Source organism: Herbaspirillum sp. WGmk3, assembly GCF_023952535.1.
GTDB lineage: Bacteria > Pseudomonadota > Gammaproteobacteria > Burkholderiales > Burkholderiaceae_D > Herbaspirillum > Herbaspirillum huttiense.
The window spans coordinates 1252458-1273136 of record NZ_JAKYWT010000001.1; the positions used below are offsets into that span (position 1 = coordinate 1252458).

3 protein-coding genes are annotated in these 20679 nt (G+C 51.0%); 1 reads left to right on the forward strand and 2 read right to left on the reverse strand.

Annotated features, from left to right (window positions below; translation table 11 throughout):
* Window positions 1-7: 7 nt before the first annotated feature.
* Window positions 8-274 carry a flagellar biosynthetic protein FliQ gene (locus MKD49_RS05540; protein WP_252695694.1) on the reverse strand — a complete coding sequence of 89 codons (267 nt, stop codon included), beginning with the start codon at window positions 272-274 and terminating at the stop codon, window positions 8-10.
* 318 nt (window positions 275-592) lie between these two features.
* Between MKD49_RS05540 and MKD49_RS05545 the strand changes: the two genes are divergently transcribed.
* Window positions 593-1692, forward strand: a protein-coding gene (locus tag MKD49_RS05545) for an IS3 family transposase (RefSeq protein WP_252695695.1) whose coding sequence is annotated in 2 segments (ribosomal slippage) — window positions 593-848 and window positions 848-1692 — 1101 coding nt in all. Because the reading frame shifts where the segments join, the coding sequence is not laid out codon by codon here.
* Window positions 1693-2053: 361 nt separating this feature from the next.
* Here the strand turns inward: MKD49_RS05545 and MKD49_RS05550 are convergent.
* Window positions 2054-20233, reverse strand: coding sequence for a hypothetical protein (locus tag MKD49_RS05550; RefSeq protein WP_252695696.1), 18180 nt, complete (start codon window positions 20231-20233; stop codon window positions 2054-2056).
* Window positions 20234-20679: the final 446 nt, after the last annotated feature.

The following is a 20679-nucleotide window of genomic DNA, read 5'->3' on the forward strand; positions in this document are numbered from 1 at the left end:
AGTACTCTCAAAACAATCCTGGAATACCGACCCACAGGCGGGAAGAAAATTGCGCCAGCTTATGCAGCATCCACGGCCCAAAAACGATCAGCGCAAAGCCCGCGGCGAGCAATTTAGGAACGAAAGTGAGCGATGCTTCCTGCACTTGGGTGACCACCTGCAGAACGCTGATGATGATACCGATGAGCATACTCAACGCCAGAACGGGAAGACAGACCAGCAGCCCCGTCCATAGCATGTCCGCCATCATCTGCAAGGCCAAATCGGCGTGCATAATCCCCTCGCAGCGCGAGCAATTAATTGATCTTAAGAGAATTTGTCAGGGATTACGCGTGAAAACTAACACTTACTACCGAAAGATGTGGCATGACGAGGCTAGCAAATCGGAAGTGGCGGCTGTAAATATTAGTAAATAGCTGAAACTTTACGTAATTTATGTTGACCGCACGAGATTATCATTTTTTGAGAAAGTACGCAATTTATTTGATTTTAGTTATCTATTTTGCAATCCCATTTGAATTGCGCTGACCTGAAACGAATTTTGTAGCCAGCGGATAAGTGAGTTCTTTATGCTAACGCCAAGGAGAACTCAATGAAGAAGCGATTTACGGACGAACAGATCATCAGCATCTTGCGAGAAGCAGAGAGCAAGGAGATTGCGACGGTAGATCTGTGCAAGCGCCACAACATTACTGAGCAGACCTTTTACCGCTGGAGAAACAAGTTTGGCGGTATGGATGTCTCGGACGCGCGGCGGCTCAGAGATCTTGAATCCGAGAACGACAAGCTCAAACGCATGGTGGCGGACCAGCTGCTGGTGATTGATGGCTTGAAAGAGTTAAGCCGACAAAAATGATGACCTTCGCGGGCCGGCGCGAAGCGCTGGAAGTCCTTACTCGTCGGGGGCTGTCGCAACGTAAGGCATGTCGTTATCTGGAACTGAGCCGGCGGGTAGTAGGTTATCAGTTACTACAACCCGAAAAGGATCGGAGCCTGACGCAGCAGCTGATCGCGGTATCGCAAGAGGTCCCTCGATTCGGCTATCGGCGTATGTCTGCCTGGCTGGCCTTGGGCGAGTCCCGAGTGCGACGGCTCTGGAGCGCGCTAAAACTGGGCATTCCACGAAAGCGGCCTCGCAGGCGTCGATGCGGCAACGGCATTCGGTTACCTGGAGCAACCAAGCCTAATTCACTCTGGAGCTACGACTTTGTTCATGACCAGATGGTGGATGGACGCTCATTGAAGATGCTGTTCGTGATCGATGAATACACTAGGGAATGCCTGGCTATAGAAGTTGCTGCCAGTTTGCGCTCCCAGGATGTCATCCTGACACTCTCGCGATTGATGCGGTTACATGGAAAGCCGGTCTACGTTCGGTCGGACAACGGCGCTGAGTTCACAGCGACCAAGGTCATGCGATGGCTGCGGGATGCCTCAGTTGGTCCGGCCGGCATCGCGCCAAGCAGTCCATGGCAGAACGGATTCGTGGAAAGGTTCAGTGGCAAGCTGCGCGACGAATTGTTTAATCGGGAGTGGTTCCGCAGTTGGGCCGAAGCAAAAGTGCAGATCGAAAGACAGCGTCAGCTCCACAACCAGCGCAGGCCGCATAGCGCACTTAACTACCAACCAACAGCTACGGTCCGTCAAGCTTGGCTGGAATCGAATATGGTCGACAACCGACTCACTGCCTAACTGGCTGCAAATTACCGACGCAGGTCACCTGCGCCATCTTCCGTCGCTGCCCCCCTCTGGCGCAACAGTACGTTGGGGCTATCAGCCCCCCCCCGATGCACTACCGCACAAGTACTGTTATGAAGCCCACTCAGTCATGTCCGGTAAACTACCCACCCTCCACTCACGCATTATCTTGACGGCTGCTCGATTGAACAGATGTCCCTGCTGATCTCCGTTGATTTGCACAAGTAGTCGCACTTCACCTGACCGCTTGTCTATCTCAAGCTCACCGCAGTTATCCATGACGCTCCAGAACCTGTATCTGGCTGCCAGCTCGTCCTCAGCACATTTCTCAATCTTCACATAGAAAGCCATGACCTTACTCCGGAGTCCAAGTCCGCCCAGATCGAATGGCGGCATCATGCGCCGTACGATAGTCGGTTTTGTAAATCGCCTCGAACTTCGATTCGAAACGTTCGTGTTGCAGTAGACGGAGGTCCGATTTTACCCAATCGCCGGTCGTTAGACGGTCCCAAGCGTTCACGATGTCAGGATCAGCGTCAAAGCGACGCAGCCCAGAATTGAGCTGATGATCATTGAAGAACACGTGGTTTTTGATCCGAGCGATGCTGGCCTCTGACATCCCTGAATTGTTGGCAATAGCTGAAACGTCAGCACTGTTGGCACGAATGGCGTTATAGGCTGCTTCTGCCTCGTCCCATCCCTTCACCGTATTCGGATTAAGTACCTGCCGAGCTCCAGTCTGGAATGCATTCTCTGCCCCAGAGCCTCCTCGCACCGACGCCAGGTTAAATTCAGCAACAGATAGTATTTTAGGCGTCGCCAGCAGTTTAGCTGCCCCACCAAATCCCGACAACAACAACGCAGCATCCGCCGCTGTAGCCGTTCCCGCCTGACGGGCATTACTGTACTTCCACTCAGGTATTTCCAGCGGCCCCGGCACGTCCCGGGAATCAATTCCCGCCTTATCCAGCTGCGCATAGTAGCTACCAGATGCAAGCGTGTTGAGCGTTGAACTAACAGTATTGCCCCCCCACTTCAAGATCCCGATCGCGTTATCTACCACACCACCATCTCCTGTAACGGCGGTTTTCATCTTATCGACCTTGCTTAAGAGCCACTTCCCGCCCGTTGCCGATGCCTCCGACTGCGCCTGAAATTCCTTCATGGCAGCATCCAACTTCGGGTTACTAATCAATTCCCGCGTCAGCACAGGACCTATTTTTCCCGCAGACAAATAGAACGCGGCATTTAGCTCATTTCCGGATGCAATCTCGTCTGACTCATTACCCATTTGAAGCTGCAATTTGGGCGCTCCCTCTGCAGTCAAACTATAGTCCGAGCGGTCGAGGGAATAGATATTCTCGGAGGGGAATCGTGGCCCCCACTTTTGTGCTTGCTCAGATGAGAGACGAACTCCTCTGCCCAAATCGGCTTCTGACTGACGCATCTCAACCACCTGCTCCAACTGAGACTTTTGAGGAGCACGATTGTATGAATTAGCGAGTTGGTCTCCTATAGCACTACCAACGATACTTGGCAAAGCGCGCTGGAAATTACCACCGGTCGCGGCATAGCTTGCGACGCCGCGGGCGATACCTTGTCCAAAACTGCCAAACCCGCTAGTCTTAGCGTATTGCCCGGCTCCAGCACCTGCCGCGCTTGCGGCCACAGCCCGCCAATCAAAGCTGTCTTGCTTACCCATCGCAATCAGGATGCCTTGCGAAGCCGTATTCATCGCAGCTCCACGGCCCGCAGCTGCTAACCAGCCATCGCTAGAAGTACTCGTACCAGATGAGGTACCTATATCTAAGCCTGCAGCTTTGGCCAGCCCCGCAGAAATACCCCCCATAAGAGCACCCTTGCCTACTGCATTCCAGCTAAAGTTCTCTTGGACACCTAATGCGATGCCAACTCCTTGACTAACAACACTCGCCGCTGCTCCTGCCAGAGCCCCTGCTGCAACGGTCCCAGCTGCAGACCCCAGCGCTCCTGTCATTATCGGTGCCAGCGCTTGCAGGGCAGCGCCCGCCGTATACACGGCAACGATGGCCACAACAACTAACGCCAGTATTTTCCCAACGCCACCACAGCCATCCCTTCCCTCTGTGGGAGATGGCGGCGGTGGCGGTGGGGGCGCAGCTGGCAAAGTCGGGCTAGTATCACCCAAAGCCTTGCCGGGATTGTAGGGCTTAAAAGTCGCGCTTGTATTGTGGAAATTAGTGACCTTATTGGGTACCCGGAGGGTACTATTAGCCACTAGTGGATCACTTGGCTGTCCGTCCAAAATACCGTTGGCTTCAGCAAGCAAATACCAAAGTGTCGCATCCCCCCAAAGAGATCGCGCAACGCTCAATAGCGTATCTCCAGCTCTTACCGTGTAAGTCCCTGGGGCACTACTCGGATACTCGCTATTAATTGGCTGGTAATTTGCATCAAAGTCCGCAGCATTACTAGGAGTAAATTTTTCATAGGAACGGCGGCCATCGTTTGCTCGTAGGCTGGTCAGTTCCTGCGCATAGTCAGTTCGCTCAGTCTGATCATTACCCACGTCACCGATGCGATGGCTATCGAGATAATAATAGCTATGCTCCCGCGCCTTATTAGCGCCGTTGACCTTACCAGTACCGGCGTCGTAGCTTCCCCCAATCAGCTCCTGGCGCTTCAATACTTGGCCATCAGTGTCGGTCCAATATGTGAACGCTCGCTTGGCAGCCTCGTCATAGGCCAACTTACTGTGACCATTTACGTCATAAGTAAATAAGCTAAATCCCGGCTGCCACACTCGATTCCAGTCGTCGACCTGCTTATTTCTGGCTTGCACGGTAATACGGCTTTGCTTGGCAGTGTCCCACCACTCGTAATCGAAAGATGTACGCAACGTAGTCTCTGCGGGGTCCGAGCTATAAGTCTGACTGGCGAGCACCGTTCCGTCTGCCATCAACTCATAGCGCGTCCCCTTACTCAAGAGATTGTCACGCTCTTGCAGAAGAAGGTTGTCTTTATCCCAGATCCGAGTAACGTTTTGGAGCTGTTTATTATTGCCATCAAATGTACGCACTCCGGTAACACGCCCAGCCAGATCAGTATCACGCGAGATAATAGTTCCATCCGATAGACGAGTTTGCGTCAATAGTCCGCGGCCATCGTAGTAATAAGCCTCGGTATGTTCGGTAGTGCTGGAATTCCCAGCATAGTTCGCAGACGCCCGCAACCCAGCCTGCGTGTAGGTGAGCAATACGCCATCACCTTGCGATCCGCGCACTATTGTTGCAGCACCGTTCGCCGTTGTTGCACGCGGACCGGACAATTGTCCCATGCTGATCGTGAACCGACTCATGCTATCGTACTTATACCAATAGATTTGGTTTGCAATTTTTCCGCCAACACCGTTGGTGTAAGTGCTCTGCATGAAACGCCGATTACCTAGCGCATCATACTCGTAGACGATGTTATAGCGTGGGTCGCTAATGCTAACCACTCGGTTTTTCGCGTCATAAGTAACTGTCTGCTGCTGGAAGGCGAACTGACCGTTTTCAGCCATGTAACCTTCAAAGATCCGGTTACCGTTATTATCGTACTCATACGTCGCCGTAGTCCCAACTCCGCGATCATTAACTTGGCGCAGATAGCCATTTCCATAGTAGCTGTAATCAACATCCTGACCATTAGAGCTGCTCTGGCTTGCTACCAGACCACTGTAATGATAGCGATAGGTAAAGACTCTTCCACTGAGATCGACGTGAAGCATCACACGACCCGTGACATCCATGTCATCCGTCATCGTGCGACCGTTTGCATCTGTCATGACGCGACGCCATCCGCCAGCCTGCGATAAGTTAGCGCCAGTGCCGAGCCCTGCAATTGTATTGTCGTAGTTATAGCTGTATGCCGTGCGGCGGCCTTCTGCACTTACAGTCTCAATCACACGACCGACGCTATCGTAACGCGTACTCGACCGGAAGCCTAAGCCATTGGTAGAAGCAATGCGTTGGCCTCTTACGTCAAGCTCATAACTATCTGTTGTTTTGGCAGCGCCCGACACCTGACGGTCCATTGCAACCAGGCGGTTATTTGCATCGTAGCGATAATCCGTTTTCCAATTATCTTCATTAATCGTGCTACGTAAATTTCCAAAGACATCATAGGAGTTCTTTTTGACGCCGCCATCCGCATGCCACTCTGAGGCAATGTGAGCAACGTCATCACCAACATTCCAGCTCTGGGTGTTCAGATTCCCACCCGCATCGAGAATCCCAATCAGCCGGCCAGCAGAATCATAGGAATAGCGTGTTTCAGTACGCTGTCCCTTGACCACATAGCCATTTTCCAAAGTGATGTCGGTTGCTGCATCGCGCTTGATTGTCAGTTGACCCAATGCATTGTATTCAAAGTTGACAGTATTACCGTTTCCGTCAGTCTCACTGATGATGTTGCCGAAGGCGTCATATGACTGGCTACGACGGATCTGCGTCGCACTATGTATATCGTTGTCAAGGCCAATCATCCATTTGACGTTGGTACCATCGCTGGCCTGCTGATCAGCTTCGCTACGGAAGTAACCATTGCTGCTTGCAACGATATCGCCTGTGGCATTTTTCGCATCATATGCAAATTCATACTCTTGGCCGATGGGCAATGCAGAGATGTCGAGCTTGAAGGTCCCGCTAGGCAGTCGATTTAATACGGTAGTCGCAAAGGCATCTGCGCTTCCCTTCAGGCGATAGCGAATCGCCATCGTATTGGCCGTATTCGTATTCGGATTGAAACCAATCCAGCGCGGACGAGCCGATCCGGTGATGCTTCCGGTAGTATATGTTCCGCTAGCAAGACTGCCGGCAGCAATCGTGGCACTCCCGTTATTAACCTTAGTGCCATCACTGTCGTAGGCATCGAACTGCACTTCGTAACGATAGGTTTTGGTCCTGTCGGGTACAAGACCCGCGCTTTGGGTATCCCATACCCATGTCGTGCTTTCACCATTACGGGTAAGAACCTTGGTGATCCAATCGGTCTTGCCTTCTTCGCGATAACGAATCTCCAGCCGTGTTGCATTCATATCCAGATTGCTGAACACAAGCGACGAGTCTGCGTATTTCAGATACTGCAGGTTGGTCATCCCGGTCGCTGGATTAATAGAACCAATCAGACTATCTGTTCCACCATCGGCATCGGTCAGTTGCAACTCGATATTGGACGCAGCAAGACCTACGGGAATGCCGAAAACACCAGGAATTTGCGTAGTGATACGTCCTGTTGTTCCGTTACCAAGCCTATAGACAACAGAAGTAGCAGGCTTTCCATTTCCTAAGCGCAAGCCCACCATGCGCATGTTCCCGCCCTCATATATGGCGGTATTAGGCACGCCGCTTCTGCGGGTAACCGTATTTGTTATCCGATTAACCGTAAGAGCATCTGTGCGCAGCAGCTTCCCCTCGCGATCTACCGCCACCATCAACATATCGTAGATGCCATTCAAGCCACTAACGTCGGCAATGTATGTGCCAGGCTGGCTAGCCAAGGTAGTCGTACTGAGTTTGGAATAAGGCCCCGTACTGCCTGTCGGACGATAGTACAAGTCGACATTCGCAGCGCCCTTGAGCGTCTGGTTAGATAGGCGAAGTTGATTTGATCCGGTTGGTTGCACCGTCCCAGTCCGGACGGTGCTATTCCAGTATGCATAGTGGGATAGATGTGCAACATTCACGTCGCTGCCGTTACTTGGCTTGACAGTGAAGTCCATCGTGTAATTCTTGGTTCGCGAACTCAGCATCTGGGAAATCGTGTACGTCCCTGGGCTGTCAAAGATGTAGACGAGTTCGAGGTCATCTTTCTTATCGTAATACCACTCCAGTGCACGCCCTTGATCCCAGGTATAGGCCGACGCCCAATCCTTGTACATCCCTTCTTCGGAGATGCCCGTTATCTTGATACGGACTTCGATCTGATGCCTTCCATAAACTGCAGTGAGATCAGGGATAGTGAAAGTGAAATCAGTCTTCATTAACTTTCGATCCGTACCACTTCCCACCCATTCGTTACGAGGCGGAATGTAAGTCTTCGTCATCGCAGAGAACGTACCCAGCGTCCCGCTCACGGAGGCGGAATCGGATACTGCCGGCGCCTGTGGCAAATAACTCGCATCAGCACCGCGTACTAACGTCGTACCAGACGTCAGTTGTACTCCCTCGAATGTTCCACCCCCCTGTTGGGCCATGAGACTCGCCGTCGGCCTGGTGTTTGTCATCTTGGGCTGAACGACACGTACCACTTGCCCACGCTCGTCATAGACGGTAATGGTAGTTGCGATGCGACTCTCAGCCAGACTCATCTCGGCTTGAATTTGCTCCAGAGTCATACTGCGCAGATCCAGTGTCTGCGACTGCAATGTCATTGTGGGTCGACCGTTGCGATCGTAGAAGTACACCTTGGTAATGCCATTGTCTACATTGCTACGCCAAATACGACCGGCGGCGTCATAGTCGGTGAACTGCTGCGCATCCCCGTTGACATTTCCGCTTTCTGTCTTCTTCCCGACGATATTGCCGTAAGCGTCATAGCGCACGCTATTAACACTGCCACTGTTGATACCCAAGATGTTGTCTTGACCAACAGTCCCGACATTGCGTCGTATCTCCTTGCCATTCGCATCGTAGGTGATGCTCGTCATTTCATGGACGACATTACCGTTGGCCTCTCGGCGATCAACAATCTCGGCCGTGGTATTGCCCTGCGCATCATAACCGTAACGAATGACGTCACCGTTCGCCAGCGTTTGACTGATTCGACGCCCAGATCGGTCAAATTGACTGATAGTGGCGTGTGCAACGTCTGTCCCGCTTCCTTCTTGCGTTTCCCGTGTGACTTGATGCAAGCCGTTATATTGATAATGCGTAGTTTTTCGAATAGTCTGACCGTTGTAGTCAACAAATGCCGGCAGCAATATCCCGGTCTTCCTTCCCTGCAAGTCGAACTCCGAATTGACAACATTTCCCAACGCATCTGTCTGGCTAACGACGTTATTCATGGCGTCATAGCCAGTGCGCGTCACCACATCACTGGTTTGATTGGACAATTTCCCATTGCCATTGATGCTTGAAGTGGCTACGTTCAGAACCGTCTGCGCGGTCATGCGCCCCAAGACGTCATAGGTGAAGCTTGTGACACGATCTTTAGCATCAGCTGGCAAAAGCGCCAGCAGCGTCAAGAAATTGCTACTTTCGGTATAAGGCGTGTTAGCTGGCAAGCGCTGAGCATAAGCTCGTTGCAGAACAACGTTCCCAGCCGCGTCGTACTGCCAAGCAACCACGTAGCCAGCGGCGTCAATAGAAAGGACTTTTTGGCCCAAGGAGTTGTAATACAAGTAGCTTTTATGTCCGCTACCATCTTGATTCAGGATCGCTTGGCCTTGGGCGTTGTACTTTGTATGGGTAATAACATCACCTACTGCATAGGTGAAGTTACCCGTAACGTCGTTAAGTTCTGCGAAACCAACCTGCGCCAAAATCGTATCGGTCAAGTGATTATTGGCGTCATAGATGTAACGCGTTTCTCGATAATTTCCCGCATTACGGGGAACTGGTGGTAAGTCTCCTGTGGCCTGCATATCTGACGGAGACAAAAGATCCCCGTAGATGCGTTGACCAAGTACATTGCCGAACGCATCGTAAGTCCTGGTTGTTAGTGTTCCACCGGGGGACACTTCGGCAATAACGCGGTTCGCTGCGTCGTAATACAGGCGAGCGTGATTACCGTTGGCATCACCCTTATCGACGATATTGCCGCGGCTATCGTAGCGCGTTGTTTCCGTCGGATTAACCGTCTGCCAACCAGCGCCCGCAACATAAATTTGGGTCGCCTGACCAATCTGATTGAGCGGTCGTCCGAGAGCGTCGAACGTGTACTGTGTCGTGCGCTCTTCAGCCAATCCGACAGCCTCGATTGTAGCAATGCGATTGCCGAAGGCGTCATAACGCATTTCGTTGGTAACAGGTCGGCTGACGCCACCTGAATCACGACTTGTGACAGGAAGTGTCTCGCTTATCTTTCTTCCAAGAGAATCATAGGCTGCCAAAGTAACGCCGCCCAACTTGTTGGTTGTGCTAATGCGATTACCAAGGGCATCGTAGGCGTAGCTCTCGCTATTGTTAAGCGCATCTGTGACGCGAACAAGATTACCTTGAATGTCGTACGAATAATTTGTTGTAGCTCCCAGGCGGTCCGTAACGCTGATACGCCGGTTGAACGCATCATAAGAAACGGTATCGGATTTTCCAAGCGTATCGGTAGTACTCACGATATTTCCGCGACTGTCGTAGGAATAACTTGTCGTGGCTCCGAGCTTATTGGTAAAGCTCGTACGTTGTCCGAGAGCATCGTAGGTATAACTTTCCGCATTACCCAGCGCATCAACACCCCAGATGAGGTTCCCGACCGCATCGTACACATAGCGGGTGAATTGATGCGAAGCTGTTGGCAGGACCTCTAATGAGGTGGGCGGAATACCTGGCGAACCAGGAGTGCCTGGCGTGCCTGGATTAGTCGGATTAGTCGGATTAGTCGGATTAGTCGGATTAGTCGGATTAGTCGGATTAGTCGGATTAGTCGGATTGGTCGGATTGGTCGGATTGGTCGGATTGGTCGGATTGGTCGGATTGGTCGGATTGCTACCCGATCCGTCGACGACCGCGCTCTTCTTCAACTGCACCCGCTCCACCACGTTCGCAGGAATCCAGTATTCGCTCAACAGGCGGTTATCGGATGTAGCTGTTGGATATGTACGAGAAAACTTCATCGATGCATCCTCAGGATGTTCGAAGAGGATTCCTCGCTGTTGGCTGCTTACAGAGATGTCGTCATAGAAATTCCCTCCCTCAGTTACCAGCATGACATTTTGGTCTTTGGTGAAGGTGTAGACGAGCGTGACGACTTGCCAATCGCCATTTCCCCGTCCTTTGGTTTCGCTGATCAGCGCTGTTTGGAATGACGATACATATTTATCCGCATCATAAAGAGCCGTGCGCATCGACGCACCGCTTCCGGCCTTTTGACGCAAGGTAATAGTGACTTTATCTCCAGCCTTGAACGCACCGAGTAGTCGAGATAACTGTCCGGTTTTAATAACTGGGTTGCTGACATCTTGCCCTGTCAACGGCGCCCGCACTGAATCACGCTGAACGAACTCGACCGGTACGGTGCTGCCCAAGCGGTTCGCACCATCCTCCATGGTGTAAGCCCAAACCCCGCCCCCATAGCCATCACCGGTACCCGTAGCCCGAACGACAAAATCATCAATCAGCACAAAGCTATCGTCAACGTTCGCGCTATCTGCATCATCAACTACAACTCGAATGCTGTGTGCGCTCTCGACGTTAAGCGTGCTAGATAATGAGAGTGAAGACCACTGGCCGGTTCCCTTGGTTGGTACGGTACTGGCAACAATCTCTCCCTTCGCATTCAATACTTCAATATGCATCCAAGTCTTGGGACTGCCCTTTACTTGAACACTAACGTCAATCTTCTGATTTCTAAATCCAATACCACTTTGTATGTAATTCGGCTTACCAGACTGGTATGTCAGCTTCATTGCGTCGTTGTAAGCCTGAAGCCGATACTCTTCTTCAGGACGCAAGTTATTGACGACCGCATCATTCTCCGCAGGCGTTAGAGGCGCAGACGGATTGGAAACCGGTGGAGTAGGGTCAATGACGGAAGCACCCAGCTTAGTTTGGACGCGTTCAACATTTCCCGAGATAGTCCAGAAGTCGCTAAGAACGGCTTTATTCGTAGCAGCAGCACGGGAAAATCTCATCACCCCATCTTCAGGGTGATCGATGAGTGTTCCCTTTTTCGTGCTGCTAACCGAAATATCGTCGTAGAAATTTCCACCAGCCGTCGTCAGTGAAACATTTTGATCTTTGGTTAGCGTATAGGTCAGCGTAACAGCCTTCCACTCACCGGTAGCAATACCCGAAACCTCATAAATAGTGGAAAGAGCATCTGCATCCGAGAGCGTAGTACGAATTGGCGCCCCCGAATTCCCCTTCACGCGCAACGTGACAGACACGGTATCGCCGGCCTTAAATGCCCCCAAATTGCGCGTAAGTGGTCCCGTGGTCTTGATAACCGGATTACTGATATCTGCGCCGGTCAAAAGGCGGCTCGCCGGATTACGCGACACGATCTCTATCGGTACCGTGCTTCCCGGATAGCGGCTGTCTTCCATGTTGTAGGCCCAAACCCCGCCCCCATAGCCATCACCGGTGCCCGTCGCTCGAACGACAAAATCGTCAATCAGCACAAAGCTATCGTCAACGTTCGCGCTATCTGCATCATCAACTACAACTCGAATGCTGTGTGCGCTCTCGACGTTAAGCGCGCTAGATAATGAGAGCGATGACCACTGGTCCGTTCCCTTGGTTGGTGCGGTACTGGCAACGATCTCCCCCTTCGCATTCAATACCTCAATATGCATCCAAGTCTTGGGGCTGCCTTTTACTTGAACACTAACGTCAATTTTCTGATTTCTAAATCCAATACCACTTTGTATGTAGTTCGCTTTACCCGACTGGTATGTCAGCTTCAGAACATCGTTATAACCCTGTACAAGATACTCAGCTCCCGATGTCATCGCTGCGACGACTGCATCGTTGTCAATTTGCGCGGGTGCCGTTGTTGGCGTAGACGGAGTTGGGGCAATAACTGCTTCAGCCAATCGAATTTGGACGCGCTGCACTGTTCCGGTGACAGTCCAAAAATCGCTCAACACACTCTTGTTGGTCGCAACATTGCGGAGGAATTTCATCGCAATGTCTTCGGGATGATCGATCAACGTCCCTCGCTGAACACTGCTGACCACAATATCGTCGTAGTAACCTCCACCTTCCGTTATCAGCGAAACATTTTGATCTTTGGTTAGCTTATACGTGAGCGTAACTAGCTTCCAATCACCCGTAGCGATTCCCTTAACCTCAGTGATAACTGCTGCGGTATCTGCATTTGTCAACGCGGTACGAATAGCTGTCCCACTTGTACCTTTCACCTTCAATGTAACAGTGACCGTATCTCCATTTGAAAATGCGCCTAGATTGCGCGAAAGAGAAGATGCTTTAACCACAGGGGAGCTGATCTGGGAGCCAATCAATGTCAATGGCAATGGGTCTCGCGGTACGAATTCCGTTGAAACGGTCCCCCCCATAGCCATCCCATCCTCCATATTGTAGGAGGCTGCATATGGGGTCCCTAAAATATTGAAATCATCCACCAAAACAAAACTATCCGTTGGTGACTGATCGTCAGCATCGTCAAAGACAAGCCGTACGGTATGAGACAATGTCACAGGTGCCGCGAGCGTTGTATTCAACGTCAAGCTCATCCAATTGCCATTGCCTTTCGCTGGATTCGTCGTGGCAACAACGACTCCCTTTGAATTGACAACTTCAAGGTGCATCCATGTCTTTGCGGTTCCCTTGAATTGCAAGCTAATATTAAATTTTGTCGCAGGGCTCCCAAACTCCCGTTGGATATAATTTGCCTTACCTGGCTGGAAGTTGATTTTTAGGACGTCGTTGAAATTTTGCGCCAGATATTCATCACCAGGCTTCATGCTCTGGATGATGCCGTTGTTATCAAAGGCACCTGGATCCGCGGGAACAACAGGCGGAGTCGTAACTGCTGCATCAAGCTTTATCTGCACGCGCTGGATAGTGGACGCAGCGACCCAAGCATCCGCCAAGACGGCGTTATTTGTATTGGACAAGGGAGGTGTCTGCGTGAATTTCATCGCGGAATCCTCCGGATGATCAAAGATCACCCCACGCTGTACGCTGCTCACAGCAATATCGTCATAATACAGCCCCCCCTCAGTCAACAACATGAGATTCTGATCTTTAGTGAGGGTATAAATTAACTTGACGGTTTTCCATTCGCCTGTAGCCAACCCCCTATTCTCGGCCACAACGGACGTGGCGTTGGATGATACATAAGTATCAGAATTGAAGAGCGCCGTGCGCAATGGGGCGGCATTGGCGGCCTTAACACGCATGCTAACGGTTACCGTGTCACCTGTCTTAAACGCACCAAGCCCACGTATTAATGAGGTGTTTAACTTAATTACAGGATTGCTAATGGTTTTCCCGACCAAACTAGCGCGCGATGCCTCTCGCTCAACAACTTCAATAGAGACGGGACTCCCAAGCGCATTAACCGTAGAGTCTTCCATTCCATAGTTGTAGTTCTCACCTGCCTTTCCATCAGCAGTCGTCTTTGCCGAAATGTTGAAGTTATCGAACAGTACAAAACTATCTGCATTGCTTGTTGGATCTGCCCCATCAACAACTAAGCGAACGTTATAAGACGTTCCTTTCATTACATCTAATGTGTAATTGAGATCAATCCATTGGCTTGTACCAACGATCGTAGCGGATCGCCCAACAACCTGCCCGCTGGCGGTGACTATCTCAATATGTGCACTAGTTTTTGAACTCCCTTTGAATTGAGCGGAAACGATGTATTTGTAATAAGTATTGCCAAACGCCCGCTGAATATAGTTTTGTTTTCCAGCCTGATAGGTAAGTTTCAGGGCGTTGTCATATCCCTGGAGCTTATATTCGTCACCGGGCTTCATTGCTGTGACAATAGGATCTTCCGCCACCGGAGGTGGAGCATCAGCCGATCCAGCGGCTTGTGCCGAGGCATTCGAATTACTGGCTTGCGCTACTACGCTAGAATTTTTGGTTTGGCTAGCTCCTGCGCTTGCGGACTGAGAGCTCGACGAACCACCACTAGAAACGCTGGCTTGCGTAGGACTCGTGTTAGTGCTTCCTCCCGATACTTGAGGCTGCGCCGATTGAGTATTGGAAGTACTGGGGTTAGTGCTTCCTCCCGATACTTGGGGCTGCGCCGATTGAGTATTGGAAGTACTGGGCTGAGAGCCTTGGGGCGTATCACTATTACCGTTCTGCGTGCTGGACACAGGCGAACTGGATCCCCCGCTTTGCGCTGATGACGAGGTGTTCGATCCATTTCCCGTCGACGGCGATGACGCTCCAGGGTCTGGCTGAGCACTGGAAACTGGAGCTGGAATGAAAATACCAAGTGCCAACTGAATGGCGCCGATGCTATTGCGATCTACAGCGGCATCTAAAGCCTGACTGTATGTGAATATTCCCGTGACATGACCAAGGTTGTCATACCGATTCTCGGTGACATAGCTCATACCATCGATTTTGAAACGCAAGCGATTCGCTGCATCATAAAGACGGCTTTCCGTAACATCTTGTGCTGATATAGCCGGCGTATTCAGTTGCAAATTACCATCTGCATCGCGTGAAAGAACACCCGCTGTAGCATAGCGGGTCGTCTTACTGACATTTCCATTTGCGTCGTAGCTCTGTTGCGTGACATAACCAAGACTATCGATTTGGTAGCTGGCCCGATTAGCGGCATCATAGAGGCTGGTCGTCACTCTATCTTTAGAACTGCTGACCAGGGCAGCCTTGATTGCTCCCTCGGTCAGCGCACCCTGCAATACTTGGACTGGAAGGAGGGTTGCATAGACGATCTGTTGCTGCGCATTGCCGTTACGATCATAACGGTGTTCAGTCACGCCCCCTTGTGCATTGATCTCAAACTCTAGCCTGCCAACGCCGTCGTAGACCATCCGGGTGCGCATGTCATGGGCGGGGTCAATGATTTGTGCAAGTGCTGTCGCAAGTAATGCAGCATCTGCTGCATCAGTAACCGCTGGCTTTTTACTATAGGCGATACGCTCAACTACATTCCCTGCCGCATCGTAGAGTTGTTCTGTCACCGCACCTGCACTATCGATGCCATAACGAAGACGATTGTGCACATCATAAAAACTTCGTTGAATATTATCGGTTGCGATATCGGCCGTCGGCACTGGGACTGAAGACATGTCTGCCTTCAGTGCAGCTATTTGCGCGATCGTAAACGCTTTGGAATAGGCAATACGACGTAGCACGTTACCGTTAGCGTCGTATTCATATTTCACAACAGCACCTCCAGCATCAACCTGCCAGATGGCGCGCCCCATCGCATCGTAGCGATGTAAAGTCGCCACATCTTGCTCCGAAGTCACGATAGCAGCATCCAGTTGCGCAGCGGTCAGAATCTCGCTAGCGCTACTAATCGCTATTGGCTTAGCATAATTGGTCTGTAGGACGATGCGCTTGCTGCTACCGTCATAAATGTTCTTCTTTGCAGCTCCGATAGCATTTACAGTCCATACCAGACGGTTAAGCTGATCGTATGCATATCGAGTTACATATCCATTTGCGTCTGTGACGTGAATAAGATTGCCATTTGCATCGTATTGATAGGTGCGCGTCAGCTTAAGGCCGTTTGGATCAACAATCTCCTGAACTCGCCTTCCTGCACCGTCATAGACGTAGCGTGTGACACTGCCATTTGGGCTAGTAATTGCAACCACATTGTTATTAGCGTCATAGGTCGTAGTCGTGACCAGCGCAAAGCCATTGGGATCGACGATTTGACGTAGCAAACGCCCCTGATCGTCATAGTCGAACTGGGTAACAGAACCATTCGGCTGTGTAATACCAACACGATGTCCTTGAGCATCATAGGCGTAGGTCGTTACCAGCTTCAATCCATCCGGGTCAACGACTCTTGCAAGAAGACGGTTGGCAGCGTCATATTGCATCACAACCTTACGACCATCAGCATCGATACTTTCGATTATCCGATTGCTTGCGTCATAGCGACTACTGCTGTGCTGCCCCGCGATAGTCTGCCCGATCAGATTGCCGTTTGCATCATATTCAAATTGCGTCACATTGCCACGACCGTCCGTGACGCTTTGTTGCTGACCGTGCCGATTATAGGTGGTTGAAATTGTGACGTTGTCTGCCGTAGTCAGCACCGTCGTGCGCGTGCTGACATCGTAACGGTAGCTGGTCACAGCGCCATGATCCTCTTGGCTGATGACCTGGCTAAATGCGTCGTAGACAGTATTTACTTTTCCGCCTATAGCGTCGGCGAGAGCTATCTGACGCCCAAGACGATCATATTCCGACTTTGTCACATTTCCGCTGGGATCGATCGTCTGTATAGCACGGCCGAAAGCATCATATTGCGTACGAACGATCAGATTGGTGCGACCGGCATCTGTAATTGTGACGGTAGCTTGACCACGATGGTCTCGCAGAACCGTATTAGTGGTAGTGACTGCGCCAGCGACTTTATCTTCGCGGCTGAGTTCTCCGAAACTATTGTAGTACCGGAGGATGGACAACTGAGAATTGCTACGCTCGACCAACAACCCCAGATTGTTATATCGATAGCTAACGCGAATACCACTGTCATTTTGGTATAAAGCCGACAACGCAGCATCTAGCTCTGAACGCACACCAGAAACTAGGGCATCGCTATTGGCTAAGCGTTGTCCGTATTCCACGGTCGTGGTCACCTGGCCGAAGGTATCGTACCGGTTTTCTGTTACTTCACCCAGACTATTGATAGTATGGGTCAGCTTTCCATTCGCATCGTAGATGAAAGACGTCTGCTGGCCATTGGGCTGTATCGTGCGAATGCGATTCCCCAAGGCATCATATACATGAGTAACAGCATAGCTCTTCCACAGAGCATCGATCTCTGCAACAGTCATGTTGTCGTTGAGCAGAGCAGCACCAGCAGCACTCAACTCGCCAATCAATCTACCCTGTAAATCGTAACGAGACAGAAGATGACGCACTTCGCTTGTATCAGCTGCATGATCTGCGGCGATACGATTACCAACGGAGTCGTAGCGATAGCGCGTGACGCTCCCTTGCGGATCGGTTTCCGCGATTAGCCGATTGTTTTTATCGTACTCATAGCTCTGGACGCGATCCTGGGCATTGGATGCTGGCCGCAGCACACCAAGGTCATCTTGAGCATTGGTCTGAGCCACATTGTCATACCGAATGGTGCGCGCGATATTTCCATTGGCGTCGTAACGAATCTCGGTTAAATAACCTTGTGCATCAATAGTTCCGACTGCCTCACCACGACTATTGCGTACCGTACGTTCAATGGCATCGTGAACAGTGTCACGCAAAGGCTTGAGCTCAGACAATGACACGCTGGCACGCTTGTCAACCGGCACTAAATTCGCATAATGAATCTTTTGAATCTGTTGACCTGCGTCGTTGTAACTGGTCTCAGTCAAATATCCTTCAGCATCGAGAGTAGCCCGCAGCAGGCCATCTTCGTAAAAATAACGTGTCAGACGATCTTGAGCATCTGACATAACCTGGATGTCCGCATCAACAGGGCTGGTGCCAAGCAACGAAACATCGACTCGATTTGCGTAATTTGTGGTACTGACAATACGACCGGCATTATCATAACGCGTAGCAATAACAACTCCTTGCGCGTTGATCTCCTTGCTGATCCGGCCCACCGTGTCATAAGTGCGCCAAACGATATGATCGGTAGAGTTGGCCGATGGACGAATTCCCGCATAGTCTGGATATAGAGCAGTACCTCCTTGACCAGTCAGCAATGAAAAATCAACGGCAGTGGCATAAATCCTGGTATTTGTTAATTGCCCGGCCCGGTTATAACTGTATTCGGTAACAGTGCCTTTAGCATTGATCTCGGCCTGCTTCCGACCCGCAGCGTCATAAAAGACACGTTGTCGATTTCCAAGCGAATCGACACTTTCAGTAAGCTGCCCCAAAGCATCATAAGAATAATGCGTGGTCGCTGCTACCATTCCCGAACCACCCTGCGTCACGCTCAGCAAGCGGCCTGCAGCATCAAATACTCGAGTAGTCAAAAGACCGTTGGCAGCTGTTGTGGCAACGCTATTACCTAAATCGTCATAGCCGGTCAAAGTAAGTTGGCCAGCATCGTCCTGAGCAATCAGTCGCCCACGCCCGTCATAGGTCGAGGAAAATACACCACCATCGCCGGCGATTCGCTTTAATAATTGGCCAGCTTGATCATAAAAATATTGGACGTTGACCGCGCCGTCAACGTTACCACTTCCGTCAGCATTAACCGTGCTGTAAGTGGTCACTTTGCTCAGCTGCCCACGCCCGTCGTATTGCATGTCCGTACGTTGAGCCGAGCGCGCGTCTTGACGGCCAGCCCAGGTCGTCATTGCGCTCTCGTCGAGAGTTAAACTGGGATCAGTAGCAGACAGATCATAGTGAGTGAGATGCTGCAATGCGCTAATGCGCTGACCTAAAGCGTCGTAGCGATATTCTGTCACGCGACCTTTGGGGGTCAAGACAAAGCGGAGTAAATGGTGATTTCCAGCGTCATACACATAACGAGTAACTTCTCGACCGCCATTGCCATTGCTATTAGACAGTGCCTCCTCGATCAACTGATTTTGCGTATCGTATCGGCGCTCGATCAAGTTACCGGCAGCATCCTTCTGAGTAATTTGGTTTCCGTTAGCGTCATATGCCATCTCGATCGCCCGCCCCTCTGGATCGACGATCTTTACGACGTTACCGCGCGCATCATAGCTGTAAGACGTGACGGACGACGCCCCCTGAATAGCGGGTCCAGTAATACTCGTCAACTGTCCTACCGCGTCATAGGTATAGACTGAAGAGAACCCCAGGGGGTCCGTGACGGTAGTAGCGTTAGCACCGTAGGTGTAGCGCGTGATCTTTCCAGCAGCGTCGGTTACTCTGTCAACACGCCACACTCCATTGGACTGTACATAGGAGAACTGAAGCCTGCTGCCATTTGGCGTGATTACGCTAGAAATACGCTTGCTGTCTCCGTCGTACGTATAACGTGTAATGTAGGTTTTCGCATCAACAATCGCATTGTCGTCGGGTGACAGGTCGACTGTGACACCAGAAAGACGATTTTTCTCGTCATAAGAGTAACGAGTACGAGTGTGCACACCACCATCTGCAGTGACAACGCGGATCTGCGTCAGATTATTGCCGGTGTAGTCATACCAGGTGGTTTCGCCATTGGCGCTGGCCACACTTTTCAAATTCCCACTTGCATCGAAGGTATAGCTAAGTGTATTTCCTTGTGCGTCCGTAGTGCTAACTAACCGGCCTGTATCACGTGCATACGTATCTTGGCGATTGTTGCCAAGGTCACTCCACACATAATTTTCACCCTGTACACGAATACGTCCATAAGCGCCATTGCCGTCGTCACGAACGTAGGTAGCCTGTGCGGCATTCCAATGGTAAATAGACTCGGCGCCATCTCGCTCAAGCAAAGTGAGCGTGCTTCCGTTCTGGCTCAACGTACCTGTTAGCTTAATTTGCTGACGATATATGCCCGTTGTCCAGTTATCGCCGTTGTCGTCATTCAGTTGGCCTTGGCTGTTATAGGTACGGATGGCTTGATAGCCACCACCTCGTGCCGCCAAGAAATCATCACGATCTTGGAGTATCAGATTACCGTTGGAGATATTGACATAGGTGAGTTCATTACTGCCTCCCGACCGATCTGCTCCGCCAAAAGATTGCGCAAGCGCTTTGAGAGAAGTCAAACCCAAGCCCAGGCTGTTGCCGCTGACAATAGCTGCCATCACTTACTCCAAGTTGTATTAGTTGCCAAAAGCTCAATTTCCAATGAACTTCGCTAGACAACCAATACATCCTGGCTTTTTTGCAAAAGTTTAATAGCTTTGCTAAAAATAACTTGTTGAAGCGCCGTGATGTAGCGCGCCACTCTGCCAGCCTTGCTGGCAGGCCATCCTGATTTTTACCTTATCCAAGCGATGAGCGAATCTGAGCGGCGGCATCAGGTTGAATTCTTACCGATGCTCATTCTATCGAAAGTGCCCATCATGCTGGGGTAAAGCCACCGTGATGCGTACACCATGGAGTTAAGAAATAGACGTCACCACAAATTTCGAGATCCACTTCTAGTTCTGGTGAACTGGTTCTAGTGATTTCCTCAACTGAAGGGGCGCCGCAGTGTAGTCAATATGCACTAGCTCGATACCCCCCCCCTCACCCATATACAAAACAT

Excerpts from the sequence above, each read along its gene's own strand:
- MKD49_RS05540 (WP_252695694.1), bottom strand. The coding sequence starts at position 274 with ATGCACGCCGATTTGGCCTTGCAGATGATGGCGGACATGCTATGGACG.
- MKD49_RS05550 (WP_252695696.1), bottom strand. The coding sequence starts at position 20,233 with ATGGCAGCTATTGTCAGCGGCAACAGCCTGGGCTTGGGTTTGACTTCT.